Origin of the sequence: Microtetraspora fusca (genome assembly GCF_001570365.1) — a bacterium.
GTDB classification, from domain to species: domain Bacteria; phylum Actinomycetota; class Actinomycetes; order Streptosporangiales; family Streptosporangiaceae; genus Microtetraspora; species Microtetraspora fusca.
On the sequence record NZ_BBYK01000041.1, the window covers coordinates 378,688 to 399,681 of the forward strand.

Below are 20,994 nucleotides of genomic sequence, written 5' to 3' on the forward strand. Positions count from 1 at the left end.
GCGGCGGCGGCCTCAGCGCCCCCGCGGATCGGCCCGGCGCCGGCGGCATCACCATGGCTCCCGCCGGTGTGGCACCACGATCCGGCTCGCCATGACGACTCCAGCACCACTACGCGCGAACGCCACCCGGGCCGGATTCACCGCCGCCCGCTTCGCGGCGTCATCGCGGCCCGCCGACGGATCCGGTCGCAAGGGGAATGTCATGTCAAGAACGCTGGAACCCGCCGAGACGGCGGCGCCATGACGCGGAGCGCCCTCTCGCCGGCGAAGCAGGCGCTGCTCGCGCAGCGGCTGAACGCCGCGAAGGCCGCCGCCGTGACGGTGCCGCCGCGCCCGGCCGGAACCCGCCCGCCGCTCTCCCACGCCCAGGAACGCCTCTGGTTCCTGGAGCAGTACGCCCCCGGCACCACCGCGTACACCGTCGCGTTCGCCGTACGGCTGGCGGGCGAGATCGACGAGGACGCCCTCGACCGGGCGCTCATCGAGGTCGCCCGCCGCCACGAGAGCCTGCGGACGAGATTCGTCACCACGGACGACGGCACGCCCGAGATCGTCGCCGACGCGGAACCGGTGGCCGAACTGCGGCTGTCGGAGGACGCCGGCAGCGTGCGCGAGGAGATGGCGCGGCCCTTCGACCTGGAGACCGGCCCGCTGCTGCGCGCCCTCCTCGTCCGGCTCGGCCCGGCGGAGCACGTTCTGCTGCTCACGATGCACCACGCCGTCACGGACGGCTGGTCCTGCGACATCGTGATGGAGGAGCTCCTCGCCCTGCACGAGGCGTACCGGACCGGAACGGACGCCGGGCTGGCGCCCCCGCCCCTCCAGTACGGCGACTACGCCGTGTGGGAGCGGGGACGCTCCCACGACGACGACATCCGCTACTGGCGGGACCGGCTGGCCGGGCTGCCGCCGCTGGAACTGCCCACCGACCTGCCGCGCCCGCCCGAACAGGGCTGGGACGGCGCCGCGCACGGCCTGGAGCTGGACCGCGAGCTCTGCGACGCGCTCGCCGAGCTGGGCCGCGCGCACGGCGCGACGCCGTACATGACGCTGCTCGCGGCGTTCCAGGTGCTGCTCTCCCGCCTCTCCGGCCAGCGCGACTTCGCCGTCGGATCACCCGTGTCGGGGCGGGAGCTGCCCGAGCTGGAACGTGTGGTCGGGCTCTTCGTCAACTCGCTGCCGATGCGGGCGGACCTGTCCGGCGACCCTCCCTTCACCGAGCTGCTCGCCCGCGTACGCGAGACCGCGCTCGACGCGTACGCGCACCAGGAGCTGCCCTTCGACCGGCTCGTGGGCGAGCTGGGCGTCGAGCGCGACGTCAGCAGGTCGCCGGTGTTCCAGGTGATGTTCGCCCTGCAGAACTACCGCTCCGCGCCGCTGCGGACCCAGGGCCTGGCCATGTCGGCCCACCCGATCGAGGTGTCCGCGAGCCGGTTCGACCTCGCCCTCTACCTGATGGAGACCGGGGACGGGCTGCGCGGCAACTTCACGTACCGGACCGAGCTGTTCACGCCCGAGACCGTCCGGAGGACGGCCGCCTGCTTCGAGCGGCTGCTCCGGTCGATCGTCGCCGACCCCGGCGCGCGGACGTCCGAGCTGGAGATGGTCCCGCCGGAGGAGCTCCGTGAGGTGCTGGCCTTCGGCGCGGCCGCGCCGGCGCTTCCGGAGCCCGGCGCCCCGGACGGCGCGCTCCTGCACGAGGTGATCGCCGCGCAGGCCGCGCGCACCCCCTCCGCCACGGCCGTCGTCTCCGGGGACGTCTCCCTCACGTACGCGGAGCTGGACCGGCGGGCCGAGCGAATCGCGCGCCGCCTGCGGCGGCTCGGTGTGGGGCCGGACGACCGGGTCGGCATCTGCCTGGAGCAGTCCGCCGGCCTCGCGGTCGCGGTCCTCGGCGTGCTCAGGTCGGGCGCGGCCTATCTGCCGCTCGACCCCGAGCACCCGCCCGATCGGCTCGCGTACGTGCTGGCCGACGCCGGCGCCCGGATCGTGGTGACCGGCGGCGACCTGCGGGACCGGCTTCCCGCCGACGTGACCTCCGTCCTCCTCGCGCCCGACGGGATCGTGGACGACGCCGACGACGAAAGTGACGGAGCCGCCGCCGTCCGGGGCGCTCCCGGCGACCTGGCGTACGTGATCTACACCTCCGGGACCACCGGCCGGCCCAAGGGCGTCGCGATCCAGCACCACGAGGTCCTCGTCTACCTCGCGGGCGTCCGGGAACGGCTCCGCGTAGAGCCGGGTTCGTCGTTCGCCCTGCTGCAGTCGCTCGCCTTCGACTTCGGCGTGACGGTGTTCTACCTGTGCCTGATGACCGGCGGGACGCTGCACCTCGTCCCGTCCCGTACGGCCGGGCCCGAGCTGGCCGACGCGTTCCGCCGGGTCCCGATCGACTATCTCAAGATCACCCCGTCGCATCTGGCCGCCCTGCTCGCCGACGCCGACCCCGCCGAGCTGCTGCCGCGCAAGCTGCTGCTTCTCGGCGGGGAGGCCGCGCCACGCGGCTGGGCGGCCGAGCTGGCCGCCCTGGGCAGGTGCCGGGTGGTCAACCACTACGGCCCCACCGAGGCGACGGTCGGCGTGACCACCTACGAGGTCGCCGCGGAAGGCGAGGATGTCCCCTTGCTCGGACGCGGCGGCGCGGCGGGCCTGCCGATCGGGTCGCCGCTTCCCGGGGCGCGCGTCCATGTGCTCGACGAGCGGCTGCGCCCGGTCCCGATCGGCGTCCCCGGCGAGATCCACCTGGGCGGGGAGCGTCTGGCCCGCGGCTACCTCGGCCGGCCGGGACTCACCGCCGACCGTTTCGTCCCCGACCCGTACGGCCCGCCCGGCGCGCGGATGTACCGCACCGGCGACCTCGGCAGGTGGCTGCCCTCCGGAGAGCTGGAGTTCCTCGGCCGCCGCGACCTCCAGGTGAAGATCCGCGGCTACCGGGTCGAGCCGGGCGAGGTGGAGTCGGTGCTCGTGGAGCACGCCGACGTGGCCCAGGCGGTCGTCGAGCCGCGCGGCGAGAGGCTCGTCGCCTATCTCGTCGGCCACCCCGACGCCGGGCCGGACGCCGTCGCCGCCCGTCCGGACGCGACGGAGCTGCACGCGTGGCTGGCCGACCGGCTGCCCGCGTACATGATCCCGGCCGCGTACGCCTGGCTGGACGAGCTGCCGCTCAAATCGCACGGCAAGGTCGACCGCGCCCGGCTTCCCGAGATCGGCGCGCAGACCCCGGCCGCCGCGTACACCGCCCCGGCCACTCCCGCCGAGGAGGCGGTCGCGGGCGTCTGGGCCGAGGTGCTCGACCTGGAGCGGGTGGGCGCGCTCGACGACTTCTTCGCGCTCGGCGGCCACTCCCTGCTGGCCATGCGGGTCGTCGCCCGGCTGCGCCGGGCCTACCCGCGGCGGGCGGTCACGGTCCTCGACCTGTTCAAGCACCGGACGGTCCGCGCGCTGGCGCTGCTCCTCGAATCCGAGGACTCCGGGCCGCGCGCGCTGCTGCACCGGCTCACCCCGGCGCGGAAGGCCACGTCCACGCTGGTCTGCGTGCCGTACGGCGGGGGCAGTGCGGTGGTCTACCAGCCGCTCGCCGACGCCCTGCCCGCCGGCTGGGCGCTGTACTCCGTCGCGGTGCCCGGCCACGAGCTGGGCGAGGAGGCCCGGCCGTTCGACGAGGTCGTCCGCGACTGCGTGGCCGAGATCGTCGAGATCACGGACCAGGCCCCGGGGCCGCTCGTCCTCTACGGGCACTGCGGGCTCGGCGTCATGCTCGTCACCGAGATCGCCCGCCGGCTGGAGGCGGCCGGACGCCCGGTGGAGGTCGTCTACCTGGGCGGCATCTTCCCCTTCGCCCGGCCGGGCCGCGGTTTCGGCCGGCTCGGCACGCTGATGGACCGGCTGACCAGTGACCAGGGCAGGGTCAACGCCCTCACCGCGGCCGGGCTCGACGTCGAGGACCTCGGCCGCGACCAGATCCGGCTGATCGTGGAGAACCGCCGTCAGGGAACCCGCGCGGCCGAGCGGTACTTCACCAGGCTCTTCGAGGAGGAGGGCGGACGGCTGCGCGCCCCGATCATCTCGGTGGTGGGGGAGCGGGACCCGGCGGCCGAGTTCTACCAGGAGCGCTACCTCGAGTGGCACCGGCTCACCGGCACGGCCGCCTGCGCGGTGATCGACGAGGCCGGGCACTTCTTCATGCGGTACCGCGCCGCCGAACTCGCCGAGATCGTCACCGGCACCCACGAGGCCATCGAGTCGGGCCGCACCGCCCCGCTGGAGCGGTCACCGGACGGCGACGACCGGACGTGGTGGCTTGAGGCTGTGTCCCGCGAGCCGGCCGATCCGGTCGAACCGGCGGCTTCGGACGAACCGGACGAACCGGCCGCCGCAGGACCGGCGCGGCGGCAGGGCCCGCCGCCCAGCATGCGGCGGTTCCTCGTGGTCGCGGCGGGACAGCTCATCTCGATCACCGGCTCGGCGCTGACCGAGTTCGCCATCCCCATCTGGATCTATCTCACCACCGGGTCGCTCGCCCGGTTCGCGCTCTTCGCCGTGCTCGGCCTGGTGCCCGGAATGCTGGCCGCGCCGCTCGCCGGCGCCATCGTGGACCGGTACGACCGCAGGAAGGTCATGCTCGCCGGCGACGCGGGGGCGGGCGGCACCCAACTGGTGCTGGGGATCCTGCTCTGGACCGGCAACCTCCAGATCTGGCACATCTATCCCCTGCTGGCCGGCCTCTCCGTCGCGCTCACCTTCCAGCGCCTCGCGTACGGCTCGGCCATCCCGCAGCTCGTGCCGAAACGGTTCCTCGGGCACGCCAACGGCGTCGTCCAGATGGTCACCGGAACGGCGCAACTGGTCGTGCCGCTGATCGCGGTCGGCCTGATGTCGGCGATCGGGCTGGAGGGCATCCTCGCGATCGACGTCGTCAGCTACGCGCTGGCCACGCTGGCCGTCCTCGTCGTCCGGTTCCCGGCGGCGATGGCGTGGCGGCGGCGGGAGAGCGTGCTGGCCGAGATGGCGGGCGGCATCCGGCACTCCTGGGGCAACCGGGGGTTCCGCGCGATGCTCGTCTACTTCGCGGTGCTGAACGTCTTCCTGTCCCCGCTGTTCCTGATGATCTCGCCGCTGGTGCTGTCGTTCGCGTCGCTGGCGGACGTGGGCCGGGTGTCGTTCGCCGCCGGCCTCGGCGTCTTCCTCGGCGGGCTGGCGATGACCGTGTGGGGCGGCCCCCGGCGCCGCCGCCTGTACGGCGTGCTCCTGGCGACGCTCGCGCTCGCGGTGTTCTGCCTGCTGACCGGGCTGCGCGCGAACCTGGTGACGATCGCGGCCGGCGCGTTCGGGATGTCGCTCTCGCTGACCCTGCTGAACGGCGTCTACGCCACGATCATCCAGGTCAAGGTGCCGCAGCGCTTCCACGGCCGGGTCATCGCGCTCAACACTCTGGTCGCCTGGTCCACGCTGCCGATCGGGTTCGGCCTCGGCGCGCCGTACGGCGCCGCGGTGTTCGAGCCGCTCCTCGCCCCGGACGGACCGCTCGCGGGCACGGCCGGCCTGCTCCTCGGCACCGGCGATGGACGCGGGATCGGCTTCATGTACGCCTGCTTCGGCCTGGCGATCGCCGCGATCGCGCTGGTCGCCATGCGGACCAGGGCGCTGCGGCGGTTCGACGCGGAGGTGCCCGACGCCCTGCCGGACGACCTGGTCGGGTTCCAGGCCCTGGGGAAGCGGGCCCGGCGCGGGACCGCCCCGGCGTCCCGCTCCGACTCCACGCACGATTCCGGCTCCACGCACGATTCCGACTCCACGCACGATTCCGGCTCCACGCACGATTCCGGCTCCGCGCCCGATTCCGGCTCCACGCACGATTCCGGCTCCGCGCACGAGGCCGAGGAGGTGCCCGTATGACGGGCGCGCCCGCGTACACCGTCCCTGACCTGCTGCGCATCCGCGCCGAACAGGAGCCGGACGGCGTGGCGATGATCGTCGACGGCCACGGGGCCATGACGTTCGCCGAGTGGGAGCGGCGCTCCGCCCTCGTGGCGTACGGGCTGACCCGGCGCGGCGTCGCGCCCGGCGACCGGATCGGGCTCCTCTTCGGCAGCCGCGACTGGATCGACTACGCCGTGGCGTTCTGCGGGGTGCTGAAGGCCGGGGCGGTGGCCGTGCCGCTGTCCGACCGGCTCGCGCCCGCCGAGACGCGCTACATGCTGGAGCACTGCGCCGCAGTGGCCGTGCTACATGGCCGCGACCTCGTCGCGCCGCCCGGCGGTCGCTGGACGGCCGCGCCCGCCGACCTGGAAGCCGGTTCGGAAGCGGCGCGGGGAGCCGGGCCGGGAACGGGCTCCGCGCCGGCGCCGCCCGCCGAGGCGCGGGTCCGGCCCGGCGACCTGGCTCAGATCCTCTACACGTCGGGCACCACCGGGCGGCCCAAGGGGGTCGGCGCCTCCCACGCCAATCTGGCGTACGGATGCGTCACCCGGCCGCACCGGCGCAGGTTCGCGCACTCGCGGCACCTGCTGCACGCCTTCCCGATCGGGACCAACGCCGGGCAGACCATGCTGCTGAACGCCCTGGACGCGCGGCCCGCCGTGCTCACCCCCGCGAGGTTCACGCCGGGCCGGTTCGCCCGGCTGATCGAGACGTACCGGCCGGGCACCGTGTTCATGGTGCCGTCCATGGCGATCGAGCTGCTCAACGCGGGGCTGCCCGAGCGGCACGACATGTCGAGCGTGCTGCTGCTCGGCTCCGCCGCCGCGGCGCTGCCGCCCGCGCTCTCGGAGCGGCTGGCGGCGGCGTTCCCCAACGCGACGCTGACGAACTACTACACGTCCACCGAGGCCGCCCCGGCGCAGACCATCATGATCTACGACCGGGAGCGGCCCGCCGCGCTCGGACGGCCCGCGTTCGGCGGCGCGCTGCGCGTCACCGACGAGGCGGGGAACCCGCTGCCGCCCGGCGAGGTCGGCGAGATCTGGATGCGGTCGCCCACCGCCCCCCGCTCCTACTACGGCGACGCCGCCGCGAGCGCGCAGGCGTTCCGGAACGGCTGGGTGCGGATGGGCGACCTCGGTCACGTCGACGCGGACGGCTACCTCTACCTGGTCGACAGGGAGAGCGACGTGGTCAAGACCGGAGCGTTCAAGGTCTCCACGCTCCAGGTCGAGGCGGCGCTGTACGAGCATCCGGGGGTCGCGGAGGCGGCGGTCTTCGGCGTGCCGCACCCGGTGCTCGGGACCGCGCTCGCCGCCGCGATCGTGCCCAGGGACGAGGGGATATCGGCGGCCGAGGTGCGCGAGTTCCTGAGGGACCGGGTGGCCGGGCACGAGCTGCCCGAGCGGGTGATCGTCCTGGACGACCTGCCCCGGAACCGGTCCGGAAAGGTGATCAAGAGGGAGTTGCCCGCGCTGCTCGGCGACTCCAGGCTCCATACGGAAGGCGACTGAGATGTCAGTGACGCTCGTCGGCGAGGGAGAACAGGCCTCCCTCGCGCAGCACGGCATGTGGATCACGGAGCGGATGGGAGCGGGCGGCCGGGTCTATCACATGCCGGTCGCCATGTGGTTCGACGGTCCCCTCGACACCGACCGGCTCCTGGCCGCGTGCGACGCGGTCGTCGAGGCGCATCCCGCGCTCGCGATCGCCCTGGTCGAGCGGGACGGCGCGCCGGCGAGGGTGCCGGCCGCCGTGGCGCCCCCCGTCCGGTTCGAGGACGTGTCGGGGCGCGACCCGGCCGGGCTGATCGAGCGTGAGACGGCCCTCGCGCTGGACCTGGGCACCGGGCCGCTGGCCCGGTTCACGCTCCTCCGCCTCGCCCCGGAGCGGCACGTCCTCGTGTTCGTCGCCCACCACGCCGTCTTCGACGGCATGTCCAAGGACATCCTGGTCCGGGACCTCGCCGCCGCCTACGCCGGCCGTCCGCTCCCCGCCGCGTACGGCGACGCCGTGGCGGAGGAGAACGCGCTGGTCGCCGAGCTGCTCGACGCGGCCGCCGAGTTCTGGCGGAGCCGCTGGCGGGACCGGCCGGGACTCGCGCTTCCCGGGCTCGTCGCGCCCTCCGTCAGGGCGGCGGCGGGAGAGGTCGTCGACTTCTCCATCGGGCCGGACGTCGCCGCCGCCGCGGAGCGGATCGGCGTCACCCGGTTCGAGCTGGTGCTGGCCGCGCTGCACACCCTGCTCCGCGCGTACGGGAACGACGGGGCGGCCGTGGCGGTGGACCTGTCCACCAGGACCGAGCGGACCCGGGACCACATCGGGCTGTTCGTCAACGAGCTGCCGGTGACCGTCCCGTCCGCGGGCGCCTTCGACGGCACGTTCGCGGATCTGGCCCGCGCGGTGCGGGAGGAACTGCGCGCCGTCTACCGCTTCCGGGGGGTCCCACTGGCCAGGGCGGTCGGCGGGGTGAGCCCGCGCACCGCGCTCACCCCGGTCTCGGTCAGCTACCGCAGGCGCGACGGGGACGATCCCGCGTTCCCCGGCCTGCGCGTCTCGGTGGACCGGATGATGTTCAACCAGGCGGTCCGGGGCACGTTGCACCTCCAGATCGTGGACGGGCCGGACGGCATCGCCGCCCGCTTCCAGTACAACCCGGAGATCCTCGGGCGGGCGCACTGCGAGAGCGTGACCGGTCACCTGCTGGCGCTGCTCGACGCGATCGCGGCCCGGCCCGGCAGCGACATCGCCGATCTGCCCGTGCCCGAGCCGGTGCCCGAGCCGGTGGCCGAGCCGGTGCGGGAGCCCGCGGGGGAGGCCACCGCGGACGCCTCGCTTGCCGGGGCCGCGCCGCCCGCTGGGGAGGTCTTGCCGTACGCCCGGGAGGTGGGCGAGATCTGGTGCGAGGTGCTCGGCCGTGACGTCGGCCCGGACGAGGACCTCTTCGACCTCGGAGGGCACTCCCTGTCGATCACCGAGATCATCGCGAAGGTCCGCGAGCGGCTGGACGTCGAGCTGTCCTTCGACGTGTTCTTCGACGCCCCGACGATCAACGGCGTCGCCGAGGAGATCGCCCGCCTGAAGGAGGAGGAGGGATGCTGAGGGAACGCCTGGCCGAGCTGGTGTCCCGGGCCAGCGGCGGAGAGCTCGCCGCCGCCGACGTCCTCGCCTCGGACCGGAGCCTGCCCGCCCTCGGGGTCACCTCGCTCGTCTATCTACGGCTGATCGACGCGATCGAGGTCGAGTTCGGGTGCGACGTCGATCTCGACGGCCCCTTCCTCGACACGCTGGACGGCCTCGCCGACCACCTGGCGAACCGGCTGGCGGGCCGGCTGGCGGACGCGCCCGGCGGCCGGGCCGGGGACCGATGACCCCGCTCACCCCGGAGACGGTCGAGTTCGCCGGCGCCCGGGGCGGTGAGGCTCCGCTGACCTGGGGCCAGCGGATGATCTGGAGCTCCACCCGGTGGCTGCCCGACGGCGACCCGTACTTCAACCTGTCCTGGACCCTGCCCGTCGCCGGAGCCGTGGACCTGCCCGCCGTGCTGCGCGCCCTCCGCCGTCTGATCGAGCGGCACGAGACCCTGCGCACGGCCTACGTGAAGACGGGGGAGGGCACCGTCCAGCGGGTGGCCTGCGCCGGACGGCTCACCGTCGGCGTGTACGAGACCGCGTCCCGGCCGATGTCGGCGGCGACGACCCTCGCCGCCGAACTGGCCGCGACCGCGTTCGACTACGCCCGGGAGCTGCCCGTACGGTGCGCCGTCGTGATCAGCGGGGGACGGCCGCGCGCGGTCGCGCTCGCGCTGTCCCACCTGGCGGTCGACGGCTGGTCGCTCAACCTGCTCGCCACCGAATGGCCGCGGCTCCTCACCGGCGACGACCTGCCCGCGCCGGGACGGCAGCCCCTCGACCAGGCCGCGTACGAGAGCGGGGACGAGGCGGCCGCGCGGTCCGCGCGGGCGGTGCGGCACTGGCGGGCCGGCCTGGCGCGCGCGCCGCGCTCGATGTTCGACTTCCCCGGGAGGGAGCCGGAGGAGCCGCGGTTCGTCCGGTACGGCATGCGGTCTCTCGCGACGGCGGTCGCCGCCGAGACGCTCGCGGCCCGCTGCTCCGCCACCACCGCCAGCGTGCTGACCGTGGCGAGCGCCGCGCTGCTGGCCGCCGTGACGGGACACCGGACGGCGGCGCTCCAGCTGATCGTCTCCAACCGGCACGACCCGTGCGTTCGCGACATGGCCGCCCCCGCCGCGCTCGACGGGCTCTTCGTCCTCGACCTGGCCGACGGCACCTTCGCCGACGCCGTACGCCGGGGGCACGGGCAGGCGATGGCCGCCTACCGGAACGGCCACTACGACCTGTCGGCGGTCGACGCCGTACGGGCCGAGGCCGCGCGGGAACGCGGCGCGGACCTCGACCTGGACGCGTTCTTCAACGATGTCCGGCCGGACGGCCGCTGGCGGGACCTGCCGCCGGTCGACCGCGGCGACCCGGCCGCGCTCAGGGAGCGGACCAGGACGTTCTTCGTCGGCGGCTATCCCAAGGTCAAGGCGCACGTCTTCTTCGCGACCGGCCCCGCGTCGGCGACGTGCGAGTTCTTCGTCCTGGTCGACACGGCCTTCCTGCCCGGCGAGACGGCCGAGCGGATGCTGCTCGGCCTGGAGACCCTGCTGGTCCGGGCGGTCGCCGAGGAGGTGCCGCTCGACCGGGTGGCCGAGGTCTGCGGCCTCGCCCCCGTACGGCGGCCCGCCGGCTGGACCCGGGTCGGCGACGACTGGATCGAGAACACGGAGAGGTGACATGACGGACTCCCGGATGCGCGTGGTCGTCAACGACGAGGAGCAGTACTCCGTCTGGTGGAGCGACCGCGAGCCGCCGGCCGGCTGGACGGCGACCGGCTTCGAGGGCACCCGCGAGGAGTGCCTGGACCACATCGACACCGTGTGGACCGACATGCGGCCGTTGAGCGTCAGGGGCCGGGACCGGTGACCGTGCCGGACCGGCGCGAGGCGCTGCGCAGGCGGCTCGCCGATCTGCCGCCGGACCGCCGCGAGGCGCTGCTGCGCTCCCTCGGCCGCCTCCCGGACGCGGAGCCCGCCGGGCGGGCCTGGCCGCTGTCGCCCGGCCAGGAACGCCTGTGGTTCCTCAGCCGGTTCGCCCCGGGGGACACCGGCTACCACACCCCCTGGTGCGTACGGCTGCGCGGTCCGCTGGACCCGGGCGCGCTCGAGGCGGCCTTCACCCGGATCGCCGAACGCCACGAGGTGCTGCGGACCCGCTTCCGGATGGTGGCCGACACGCCCGCGCAGATCGTGCTGCCGCCGTCACCGGTCCCGGTCGAACGGATCGCGATCCCCGGCGTTCCGGAGGATCCGGAGCAACCGGACACGGAGGGCGCGGAGGGCGCGGAGGGCGCGGAGGGCGCGGAGGGGGCGCTGGCCGCCTTCGTCAACCGGCCGTTCGACCTGGAGAACGGGCCGCCGCTGCGCGCCGGGCTGATCCGGCTGGGGGAGGACGACACGCTGCTGTGCATCGTCCTGCACCACATCGTCGTGGACGGCTGGTCGCTGGACGTGCTCATGCGCGAGCTGGCCGAGTGCTACGCGGCGCGGCGGGAGGGGCGCGAGCCCGAGCTGGAGGAGCTGCCCACGCAGTACCCGCGTTACGCCGCCCGGGAGCGAGAACGCGACCACACCGCCCACCTGGCGTACTGGACCGGGCGGCTGACCGGCGCGCCCGCGCTCGGCCTGCCGGCGGACCACCTCCGGCCGCCCCGCCGGACGGGGAACGGCGGCAGGGAACACCTGCTGCTGCCCCCGGATGACGTCGCCCCGCTGGAGCGGCTGGCCAGGGAGTCGCGCTGCACGTCCTTCATGGCGCTGCTCGCCGCGTACCAGGCCATGCTGGGCGGGGCGGCGGGGCAGCACGACTTCTGCGTGGGCGTGCCGGTGGCCGGGCGGTCCGCCGGCGAGCTGGCCCCCCTGATCGGCTATTTCGGCAACACGCTGGCGCTGCGCGCCGACCTGTCCGGAGACCCGACCTTCCGTGAGCTGCTGCTGCGCGTCCGCGAGGTCACGCTGTCGGCGATGCGGCACGCGGACGCGCCGTTCGAGGCCGTGCTCGCCGCGCTGCGGGTGCCGCGCGACATCAGCCGGCCGCCGCTGTGCCAGGCGATGTTCAACCTGCACAACCTGCCGAAGGGTGACCTGCTCAGGACCTCGATGGGCGATCTCGACGCGGAGCACCATCCGGCGCCGCCGACCGCCCACACGAAGGCCGAGATCTCCGTGGACGTGTGGCGCGGCCCGGAGGGGCTCGGCGGGGTCCTCGACTACAGCCGCGACCTCTTCACGCCCGCGACCGCGCGGCGCTTCGCCGACGCCTTCGCCCACGTCGTACGGCGGGCCGGGGCGGACCCGGACCGCCGACTGTCCGAATTGGCGTGATTGTCGTAATTAGCGAAGTTCGATGAGTTCAAGCCTGGAAGGCACATGAAGGTGAACGACGGGGTGACCGGTGAGAGCGGCGTGACGGCGCTCGGGCTGATCCGGCGATGGCGCGACCGCACTCCCGACGGCGTCGCGGTGAGCGGCGCCGGAGGCGAGCTGACCTTCCGGGAGCTGGACGACCGGATCGGCCGGCTGGCGGACGAGCTGCTGCGGCGGGGCGTGGGACCCGAGACCCCCGTCGGGCTGTGCCTCGACCGGACGCCCGCGATGATCGTGGCCATGCTGGCCGTATGGGCGGCCGGCGGCGCCTACGTGCCGCTCGACCCGGCCTTCCCGGAGGAGCGGCTCCGGCTCATGCGCGAGGACGCGGGCGTCGCGCTGGTGCTGACCCAGCCGTCCGTGGACGCCCGCCTGCTCGACGGCGTACGGGACGTCGTACGGCTCACGCCGGACGGCACGCCCCTGGACCCGGCGACCGGCCCGGCCCCGAGCACGAGCCCGGACGCGATCCCCGCCGCGCCGTCGTCCCCGGCGTACGTGATGTACACCTCGGGATCCACGGGACGGCCCAAGGGGGTCGTCGTTCCCCACCGTGCGGTCGCGAATCTGCTGGAGTCCTTCGCCTCCCTGCTGGAGCTGTCTCCCGGGGACGCCTGGCTCGCGGTCACCACGCTGTCCTTCGACATCTCGGTCCTGGAGCTGCTGCTGCCCCTGGCCTGCGGCGCCCGGGTGGTCGTGGCCTCCGCGCACGAGACCGCCGACGGCCGCGCGCTGCGGGCCCGCGCCGTCGCCGAGGCGGTCACGGTGATGCAGGCGACCCCGGCGAGCTGGCGGATCCTGCTCGAATCCGGAGGAGTGCCCGAGGGGATCAGGACCCGGCTCTGCGGCGGGGAGGCCCTGCCGCGCGACCTCGCCGACGCGCTCCTCGACGGCAGCGCGCGGCTGTGGAACGTGTACGGCCCGACCGAGACGACGGTGTGGTCCACCGCCGGGCGGGTCGCGCCGTCGCCCGCGCCCGTCGACCTGGGGGAGCCGATCGGCCGGACGACCGTACGGGTCCTCGGCCCGGACGGGCGGCCGGTTCCGCCGGGCGAGGCCGGCGAGCTGCACATCGGCGGTGCCGGGGTGGCCGTCGGATATCGCGGGATGCCCGCCCTGACGGCCGCGCGCTTCCTGCCCGACCCCTTCTCCGGCGTCCCGGGCGCCCGCATGTACGCCACGGGCGACCTGGTCAGCGTCCGGGACGGGCGGCTGCACTACCTCGGCCGGGCCGACCAGCAGGTCAAGGTCCGCGGCTTCCGGATCGAGCTGGGCGAGATCGAGACCGCCCTGCGCGCCGCGCCCGGGGTCGCGAACGCCGCGGCCGGTGTCTGCGACGGCCCGGACGGCCTGCCCCGCCTGGTCGCGTACGTCGTCCCGGGACCGCAGGACCCGGCCGAGCGGGACGATGCCACCGATGGGGCCGGGTCGTGGGCGGCGCTGCGCGAGGGGCTGCGCCGGAGCCTGCCGGAGTACATGGTGCCCGCGCACCGCGTGGTGCTGGACGCCCTCCCGCTCACCCCCAACGGCAAGCTCGACAGGAAGGCGCTGCCGCCGCCCGAATGGACCCGCGCCCGGACGGCTCCGTACCGGCCTCCCGCGTCCGCGCTGGAGGAGGAACTGGTGGCGATGTGGGGCGAGGTGCTCGGCGTCGAGGAGCCGATCGGCGTGGACGACGACTTCTTCGAGCTGGGCGGGCACTCGCTGACCGCCACCCGGATCATCGCGCGGATCCAGGCCCGGTTCACCGTCGCGGTGCCGATCGCGGTGCTGTTCGAGCACCCGACGATCGCTGAGCTGGCCGTGGAGATGAACCGCCTGGACGACGATGACCTCGACCTCGTGGAGGTGGCCGCGCTCCGCGACGAGCTGGACGGCCTCGACGCCGATGAGCTGGCCGCCCTCTTCGACGAACTGGCGCCGGACGCATGAGGCCCCCGGCCTCCCCGGTGCGGGCCCCGCTGTCCCCGGCACAGGAGCGGCTCTGGCTCCTTCAGCGCCTCTATCCGGACGACGCCTCCTACACCATGTACCTCGTCCGGCGGCTGCGCGGGCCGCTCGACCGCGCCGCCCTGGAGGACGCGTTCGCACGGGTCGTCGCCCGGCACGAGAGCCTGCGTACGCGCTTCGCCGAGGTGGACGGGGTGCCCTGGGCCGTCGCTGCGCCACCCGCGACCGCCGTCCGCGCGCCCGGAGCCGATGGGCCGGTCCGCTGGCTGGACGCGGCGGATCGGGAGGCGGCCGAGCGCCTGGTGTCCGAACGCGTCAACGCGCCGTTCGACCTCGCCGACGGCGTGCCGCTGCGCGTCGCCGTGATCCGGATCGCCCCGGACGATCACGTCCTGTGCGTCACGATGCACCACATCATCGGCGACGGCTGGTCCCTGAACGTGCTCCTCGACGACCTGGCGGAGTGCTACACCGCCCGGCTGGGCGGCCGCGAACCCCGGCTGCGGCCGTTGCCGGTCCAGCCCACCGACTACGCGCGCTGGCAGCGCCGCCGGGCCGAACGCGCCGTGCCGTACTGGCAGGAGCGGCTCGCCGACCCGCCGGCGCCGGAGCCGCCCTTCCCCACGGTCGGCGCCGCTGAGACGGAGCGGACCGGCGCCGCGCGACAAGGCGCGTTCCACGTCGTCCGCCTCGGAGAGGAGACGACGCGCGGCCTCGAACGGCTCGGGCGCGAGCACCGGACCACCCTGTTCACCGTGCTCATGGCGGCCTACCAGGTCCTGCTGCACCGCCACACCGGGCGGACCGACCTCCTGGTCGGCACGGCCGTCGCGGGCCGCGAGCGCGTCGAGCTGGAGCCACTCATCGGGTATCTCGCCCAGACGGCGGTGCTGCGCGGCGACCTCGCCGGCGACCCGGCGTTCACCGACCTCCTCGCCCGCACCAGGGCCGAGGCGCTGAACGCGATGAGCCGGCCGTCCGTGCCCTTCGAGCGGATCGGCCATCCGGCCGACGCGCTGATGCCCACCATGCTGATCCTGCACAACCAGGACACCGGCCCGGCCGGGCCGTTCGGCGACCTGGCCGTGAGCCTGTTCCCGGACGGCTTCCGCCAGGCCAAGGCCGACCTGCTCGTCGAGGCATGGCGGGACGGCCCCGAGCTCGCCGTCTCCTTCTGCTACGACGTCTCCCGGGTCGGGGCCGGGGAGGCCGGTCGGGAGACCGTCCGGCGGCTCGCCGACCGTTTCCTGCTCCTGCTCGGCTCCGTCGCGGGTGAGCCGCATCGGCGGATCTCGGAGCTGCGCCTCTGGACGGAGGCCGACCTGGCGGACATCCACGCGCTCGCCGGCGACGGCGCGGACCCGGGCGGACCGCTCGTGCCCGAGATGCTCTCCGAGGCGGCACGGCGCACGCCCGACGCCGCGGCGGTGATCTGCGGCGACACGGCGCTGAGCCACCGGGAGCTGCACGCGCGGGCGGAGGCGCTGGCCGCGGCCCTCGGCGCGGGCGGTGTCCGGCCCGGGGACGTCGTCGGCGTGTGCCTGCCCCGCTCCGTCGACGCGATCACGGCCCTGCTCGCCGTCTGGCGGGCCGGCGCCGCCTACCTGCCGCTCGACCCGGACGACCCGGACGAACGGCTCGCCTTCTCCCTCGCCGACTCCGGGGTCACCCACGTGATCACCCGGCGCGAGCCGCCGGACGGGTTCACCGCGATCGACCCCGGGGCCACCGCCCGGACCGGCTCCCCGATCGCGCCGCCGGCCCGGCCCGCGGACCTGGCGTACGTCATCACCACCTCCGGCTCGACCGGCCGCCCGAAGGGGGTCGCGGTCGAGCACGCCGCCATCGCCTCCCGCGTGCGCTGGATGCGCGAGGAGTACGGGCTCACGCCGGGCGACCACGTGGTCCAGTTCGCGTCGCTGAGCTTCGACACGCATCTGGAGGAGGTGTTCCCGGCGCTCGCCGCCGGGGCCGCGCTGGTCCTGCTGCCCGAGGGCGCGGCCACGCTCCCCGACCTGCTCGCGTCTCCCATCGGCCGCCGGGTCACCGTGCTCGACCTGCCCACCGCCTACTGGCACCACCTGGTCGAGGAGATCGACCAGATCGCCTGGCCGCCGTCCCTGCGCCTGGTGATCCTGGGCGGCGAGCAGGCGTCCGGCGCGGCCGTGGCCCGCTGGCACGACCGGTTCGGAGCCGGGGTCCGGCTCGTCAACACGTACGGTCCGACCGAGGCCGCCGTCATCGCCACCGCGACCGAGCTGGCCCGCGACGACGGCGGCCCGGCCGTACGGCCCCCGATAGGGCGGCCGGTGGGCGCCACCGCGGTCCACCTCCTCGACGGCCGGGGCGCGCCGCTCCCGAAGGGGGCGGTGGGGGAGCTGGTCATCGGCGGGGCGGGGGTCGCCCGGGGCTACCTGGGCCGTCCCGCGCTCACGGCCGCCGTCTTCGTGCCCGACCCCGGCGGCCCGCCGGGAGCGCGCCGCTACCGCACCGGGGACCGGGCCCGGTGGCGCGAGGACGGCAGGCTGGAGTTCCTGGGCCGGATCGACGACCAGCTCAAGGTGCGCGGCTTCCGGATCGAACCCGGCGAGGTCGAGGCCCGGCTGCTCGCCCATCCCGAGGTCGGCCAGGCGTTCGTCACCGTCCGCGCGGAGCGGCTCGTGGCCTACGTGACCGGAACCGCCGGGCACGAGGAACTGCGCGCGCACGTCGCGCGGGCGCTGCCGCGCCATCTCGTCCCGACCGCCTGGGTGACCCTGGACGCGCTGCCCCTCACCGCGCGCGGCAAGATCGACCGGGTCGCGCTCCCGGAACCGGAGCGCGCCTCCTCGCCCGCGGACGTCCCCCCGCGCACGGACGCCGAGAAGCTGGTGGCCGGCATCTGGGAGGAGTTGCTCGGCGTCCCCGGCGTGGGCGCCTTCGACGACTTCTTCGCCCTCGGCGGCCACTCCCTGTTCGCCACCCGGGTCGCGGCGCGGCTGCGCCGTACGACGGGGGTGGAGGTCCCGGTGCGGACCGTCTTCGAGGCCCGGACGGTGGCCGAGCTGGCGTCCGCCGTGGAGGACCTGCTGATCGCCGAGCTGGACGGGATGACCGACGAGGAGGCCGAGCGTCTCCTCGCCTCCCCCGAGACCTGACGTCCCGGGGGAGGCGAGGTGTGCGAGGGTCAGGCGGGTTCGGGGGCGGGCTCGGGGGCGGTCAGCTGCTCCAGGGCGGCCGCGGCCCGCTCGCGGTACTCGGCGACCCGGGCGAGCTTGATGTCCTCGTACCCGCGGATCGCCTCCGGCAGGGCCGCGATCTCCGCGACGGCGTCGGCCGTCGCGGGGGTGAGCCGGGCGAGGGCGTCGCGCACCAGCGCGCGGTATTCGCCGACCAGCTCCCGTTCGACCCGGCGCACCCGGGCGTAGCCGAAGACGTCCAGCGCGGTGCCGCGCAGGACCCGGGCGGCGCGCAGCCCGTGGAACAGCGCGCCCGCCGAGCGCTGCAGTTTGATCTTGCGCTTCATGCCCAAGGCGCGCAGCAGCGGCGGGTGCAGCAGTACGGAGACGACCGCGTCCGCGCCGAACTCGTCCTCGCGCCTGGCCTTCTCGGCCGGGTCCAGGTGCAGCCGGGCGACCTCGTACTCGTCCTTGTACGCCATGAGCTTGTGCAGGGACCGGGCGTAGGCGAGGCCGATCCGCGCCCCGGCCTCCTCGCCCGCCCGCTCGGCGGCCAGGGCGGCCACGCGCCGCACGTCCTCGGCGTACGTGCCCGCGTAGGCGGCGTTCTGGTAGCCGGTCAGGTCGGCGATCCGCGCGGCGAGGACCCGCTCCAGAGTCTCGGTCTCCGATCCCGCGTCCGGGGTCGTCGCCGCTGCCGGGAACGCGGCGGCGAGGACGGCGTCGCGGTCCACGACGGCGGCCCGTCCCCAGCGGAAGGCCGCGAGGTTCTGCTCGACGGCCGCCCCGTTGAGCCGGATGGCCCGCTCGATCGACTCGGCCGAGACCGGGAGGCAGCCGTGCTGGTACGCCGCGCCGACGAGGAGCATGTTGGCCGGCATGTGGTCGCCGAACAGCGCCTCGGCCAGCCCGTGGGCGTCGAAATAGAGGTTGTCCGCGCCGCGCGTGGCGGACTCGATCCGGGTGAGCGCGTCGGCGGGGGAGCCGGGCACCGCGACGCGCCCGGTGACCATGGCGGCGGTCGGCACCAGCGCCGTGCTGACCACGGCGACCGTGCGGTCGGGCGACGCGACGGCGAGGTTGGCGTCGGCGGCCGCGCCGAGCAGGTCGAAGCCGATCAGCACGTCGGCGGTGCCGGGCGTCGCGCGGAGCGATCCGACGACCGGCCCGGTCGAGACGCGCAGGTCGCTGACGACGGGGCCGCCCTTCTGCGCCAGCCCGGTCTGCTCCAGCCCGGCCGCGTGCAGCCCGTCCATGTGGGCCGCCATCTGCAGGATCTGCGAGACCGTGACGACGCCCGTGCCGCCGATGCCCGGCATCCTGACCAGCACCGACTCGCCGTCCAGGCGGCGGGCGGGCTCCGTCACCTCCACCGGCGGCCGCGGCACGAGCCGTGGCGCGGACGCGCGCGGCTTCCCCGAGTCACGAGGCTCGACGAGGAGGAACGAGGGGCAGTCGCCCTTGAGGCAGCTCAGGTCGGAGTTGCAGGACGGCTGGTGGATGCGGGTCTTGCGGCCGTACTCGGTCTCGACGGGCAGGACGGACAGGCAGGTCGAGACGTCGCCGCAGTCGCCGCAGCCCTCGCAGACCCGCTCGTTGACCACGACCTTCGCGGCCGGGGTGGGCAGCTTGCCCCGCTTGCGCAGTCGGCGCTCCTCGGCGGCGCACCGGTCGTCGTGGATCAGCACGGTCACGCCCTCGGCGGCGGCCAGCTCCCGCTCGACCTCGGCGAGGTCGTCCCGATGCCGGACGGTCGCGATGGGCGCCAGCCGCACCCCCCGGTAGCTCTCCGGCTCCGGCGTGGTGATCACGATCCGGCGGACGCCCTCGACGGCCAGCGACCGGGTCAGCGCCGGGACGTCGAGCCGGCCTTCGGCGCGCTGGCCGCCGGTCATGGCGACCGCGTCGTTGTAGAGCAGCTTGTACGTCATCGTCACCCCGGCGGCGACGGCGGCGCGGATCGCCAGGGAGCCGGAGTGGTGGAAGGTGCCGTCGCCCAGGTTCTGCACGAAGTGCCGGTCGTCGGTGAAGGGGGCCAGGCCGATCCACTGGGCGCCCTCGCCGCCCATCTGGGTGATGCCGACGCGGGTGCCGCGCCCGTTCCCGTCCAGGGCGATCATGGCGTGGCAGCCGATGCCGACGCCGACCAGCGTGTCGTCGGAGGTGCGGGTCGAGGAGTTGTGCGGGCACCCCGAGCAGAAGTAGGGCGTGCGCGCGGCCACCAGCGGCAGCGTACGGCGGGGCGCCTTACGGGGAGCCAGGGACTGGAGCCGGACGGCCGCCGCCCGGGGCAGCCGGTCCGCGCCGACGCAGGCGGCGAGCGCCCGGGCCACGTCCTCGGCGCCGAGGGTGCCGCGGGCGGTGAGCAGCTCGCGGCCCACCACGGCGGGGGCGCGCTCGCCGCCGTAGAGCGCCTGCTTCAGCTCCCCCTCCAGGAACGGCACCTTGTCCTCCACGACCAGCACCTTGTCCAGGCCGGCGGTCATGGCGGCGAGGTGGTCGTGGGCCAGCGGGAACGGCATCGCGAGCCGGATCAGCCGCAGGCCGAGGTCCCCCATCGCGTCCTCGTCCAGGCCGAGGTCGGCCAGCGCCCGCCGCACCACCGCGTACGACGTGCCGGACGCGAGGACGCCCAGCGTGGCGCGCGGCGCGTCGAAGGTCACCCGGTTGAGGCCGTGCTCGCGGGCGTAGCGGCGGGCCAGCTCCAGCCTGCGGGTCAGCAGGTCGTGCTCGGCGTCCAGGGCGGCGGGGCCGACCAGGAGGGGCGACGCGCCGCGGTCGGCGTGGTCCGGCGCCGGCACGCCCTCCCGGAGCGGGCCGAGATCGACGGTGGCGGACGCGTCGGCGACGTCCGCGACGATCTTCAACCCGGTCCACAGCCCGCTGAGGCGGGACAGGGCGACCGCGTGCAGGCCGAACTCGATGATCTCGGCGACCGAGCCCGGCGCGAGCAGCGGCATCGACAGGCTCTGGCACATCGGCTCGCACGAGCTGGGCACGGTCGAGGACTTGCAGCCCGGGTCGTCGCCGATCCAGGCGACGGCGCCGCCGAGCGCCGCGGTGCCCGCCAGCGTGCCGTGCCGGATGGCGTCGGCGGCCCGGTCCAGGCCGGGGTTCTTGCCGTACCAGAAGCCGGTCACGCCGTCGTGCCGGCGGCCCGGCACTTGAGCGAGGAGCTGCGTCCCGGCCACCGCCGTGGCCGCGAGCTCCTCGTTGAGCCCGGGCCGGAACACCACGCCCGCCGGTTCGAGGAAGCGGGCGGCCCGGCCCATCTCCAGGTCCACCCCGCCCAGCGGCGAGCCCTGGTAGCCGGAGACGAAGACGCCCGTGTTCAGGCCGCGCTCCCGGTCCAGGCGGCGCTGCTCCAGCGTCAGGCGGACCAGGGCCTGGATGCCCGACATCAGCACCCGGCCGTCCGCGGCCGAGTACCTGTCCTCAAGCGACACCTCTGCCGGACCGGCTGCGGAATTGGGGCGCACG

At 75.0% G+C, this 20,994-nt stretch carries 10 protein-coding genes; 9 read left to right on the top strand and 1 reads right to left on the bottom strand.

Annotated elements, in window-relative coordinates; genetic code table 11:
• Window positions 1–240 precede the first annotated feature (240 nt).
• The 9 genes from AWQ68_RS09025 to AWQ68_RS09060 are packed head-to-tail and all read left to right on the top strand — an operon-like array spanning window position 241 to window position 17,493.
• Window positions 241–5,895, top strand: a complete 5,655-nt coding sequence (locus tag AWQ68_RS09025) for a non-ribosomal peptide synthetase/MFS transporter (RefSeq protein ID WP_157545043.1) — start codon at window positions 241–243, stop codon at window positions 5,893–5,895.
• A complete protein-coding gene (locus AWQ68_RS09030; protein ID WP_066937562.1) occupies window positions 5,892–7,433 on the top strand; it encodes a class I adenylate-forming enzyme family protein in 1,542 nt (513 codons plus the stop codon). Before AWQ68_RS09025 ends, AWQ68_RS09030 begins: the two co-directional genes overlap by 4 nt.
• 1 nt (window position 7,434) lies before the next feature.
• On the top strand, window positions 7,435–9,021 hold the full coding sequence (locus AWQ68_RS09035; protein ID WP_066937565.1) for a condensation domain-containing protein: 1,587 nt from the start codon (window positions 7,435–7,437) through the stop codon (window positions 9,019–9,021).
• A complete protein-coding gene (locus AWQ68_RS09040; protein WP_066937567.1) occupies window positions 9,015–9,290 on the top strand; it encodes an acyl carrier protein in 276 nt (91 codons plus the stop codon). The genes AWQ68_RS09035 and AWQ68_RS09040 overlap by 7 nt, the downstream gene beginning before the upstream one ends.
• Window positions 9,287–10,717 (top strand): condensation domain-containing protein, encoded by a 1,431-nt coding sequence (locus AWQ68_RS09045; protein ID WP_066937572.1) that lies wholly within the window; start codon window positions 9,287–9,289, stop codon window positions 10,715–10,717. The genes AWQ68_RS09040 and AWQ68_RS09045 overlap by 4 nt, the downstream gene beginning before the upstream one ends.
• Window position 10,718: 1 nt before the next feature.
• A complete protein-coding gene (locus AWQ68_RS09050) occupies window positions 10,719–10,907 on the top strand; it encodes an MbtH family protein (RefSeq protein WP_066937575.1) in 189 nt (62 codons plus the stop codon).
• Window positions 10,904–12,364 (top strand): condensation domain-containing protein, encoded by a 1,461-nt coding sequence (locus AWQ68_RS40595; RefSeq protein WP_169808882.1) that lies wholly within the window; start codon window positions 10,904–10,906, stop codon window positions 12,362–12,364. Before AWQ68_RS09050 ends, AWQ68_RS40595 begins: the two co-directional genes overlap by 4 nt.
• 45 nt (window positions 12,365–12,409) lie before the next feature.
• Window positions 12,410–14,338 carry a non-ribosomal peptide synthetase gene (locus AWQ68_RS40600; RefSeq protein WP_084463780.1) on the top strand — a complete coding sequence of 643 codons (1,929 nt, stop codon included), beginning with the start codon at window positions 12,410–12,412 and terminating at the stop codon, window positions 14,336–14,338.
• Window positions 14,335–17,493 carry a non-ribosomal peptide synthetase gene (locus tag AWQ68_RS09060; RefSeq protein ID WP_066937578.1) on the top strand — a complete coding sequence of 1,053 codons (3,159 nt, stop codon included), beginning with the start codon at window positions 14,335–14,337 and terminating at the stop codon, window positions 17,491–17,493. Before AWQ68_RS40600 ends, AWQ68_RS09060 begins: the two co-directional genes overlap by 4 nt.
• 29 nt (window positions 17,494–17,522) lie before the next feature.
• Here AWQ68_RS09060 and AWQ68_RS09065 read toward each other — a convergent pair whose 3' ends face one another.
• On the bottom strand, window positions 17,523–20,993 hold the full coding sequence (locus tag AWQ68_RS09065; RefSeq protein WP_084463781.1) for an indolepyruvate ferredoxin oxidoreductase family protein: 3,471 nt from the start codon (window positions 20,991–20,993) through the stop codon (window positions 17,523–17,525).
• Window position 20,994: the final 1 nt, after the last annotated feature.

Excerpts from the sequence above, each read along its gene's own strand:
- AWQ68_RS09025 (WP_157545043.1), top strand. The coding sequence starts at position 241 with ATGACGCGGAGCGCCCTCTCGCCGGCGAAGCAGGCGCTGCTCGCGCAG.
- AWQ68_RS09030 (WP_066937562.1), top strand. The coding sequence starts at position 5,892 with ATGACGGGCGCGCCCGCGTACACCGTCCCTGACCTGCTGCGCATCCGC.
- AWQ68_RS09035 (WP_066937565.1), top strand. The coding sequence starts at position 7,435 with ATGTCAGTGACGCTCGTCGGCGAGGGAGAACAGGCCTCCCTCGCGCAG.
- AWQ68_RS09040 (WP_066937567.1), top strand. The coding sequence starts at position 9,015 with ATGCTGAGGGAACGCCTGGCCGAGCTGGTGTCCCGGGCCAGCGGCGGA.
- AWQ68_RS09045 (WP_066937572.1), top strand. The coding sequence starts at position 9,287 with ATGACCCCGCTCACCCCGGAGACGGTCGAGTTCGCCGGCGCCCGGGGC.
- AWQ68_RS09050 (WP_066937575.1), top strand. The coding sequence starts at position 10,719 with ATGACGGACTCCCGGATGCGCGTGGTCGTCAACGACGAGGAGCAGTAC.
- AWQ68_RS40600 (WP_084463780.1), top strand. The coding sequence starts at position 12,410 with ATGAAGGTGAACGACGGGGTGACCGGTGAGAGCGGCGTGACGGCGCTC.
- AWQ68_RS09060 (WP_066937578.1), top strand. The coding sequence starts at position 14,335 with ATGAGGCCCCCGGCCTCCCCGGTGCGGGCCCCGCTGTCCCCGGCACAG.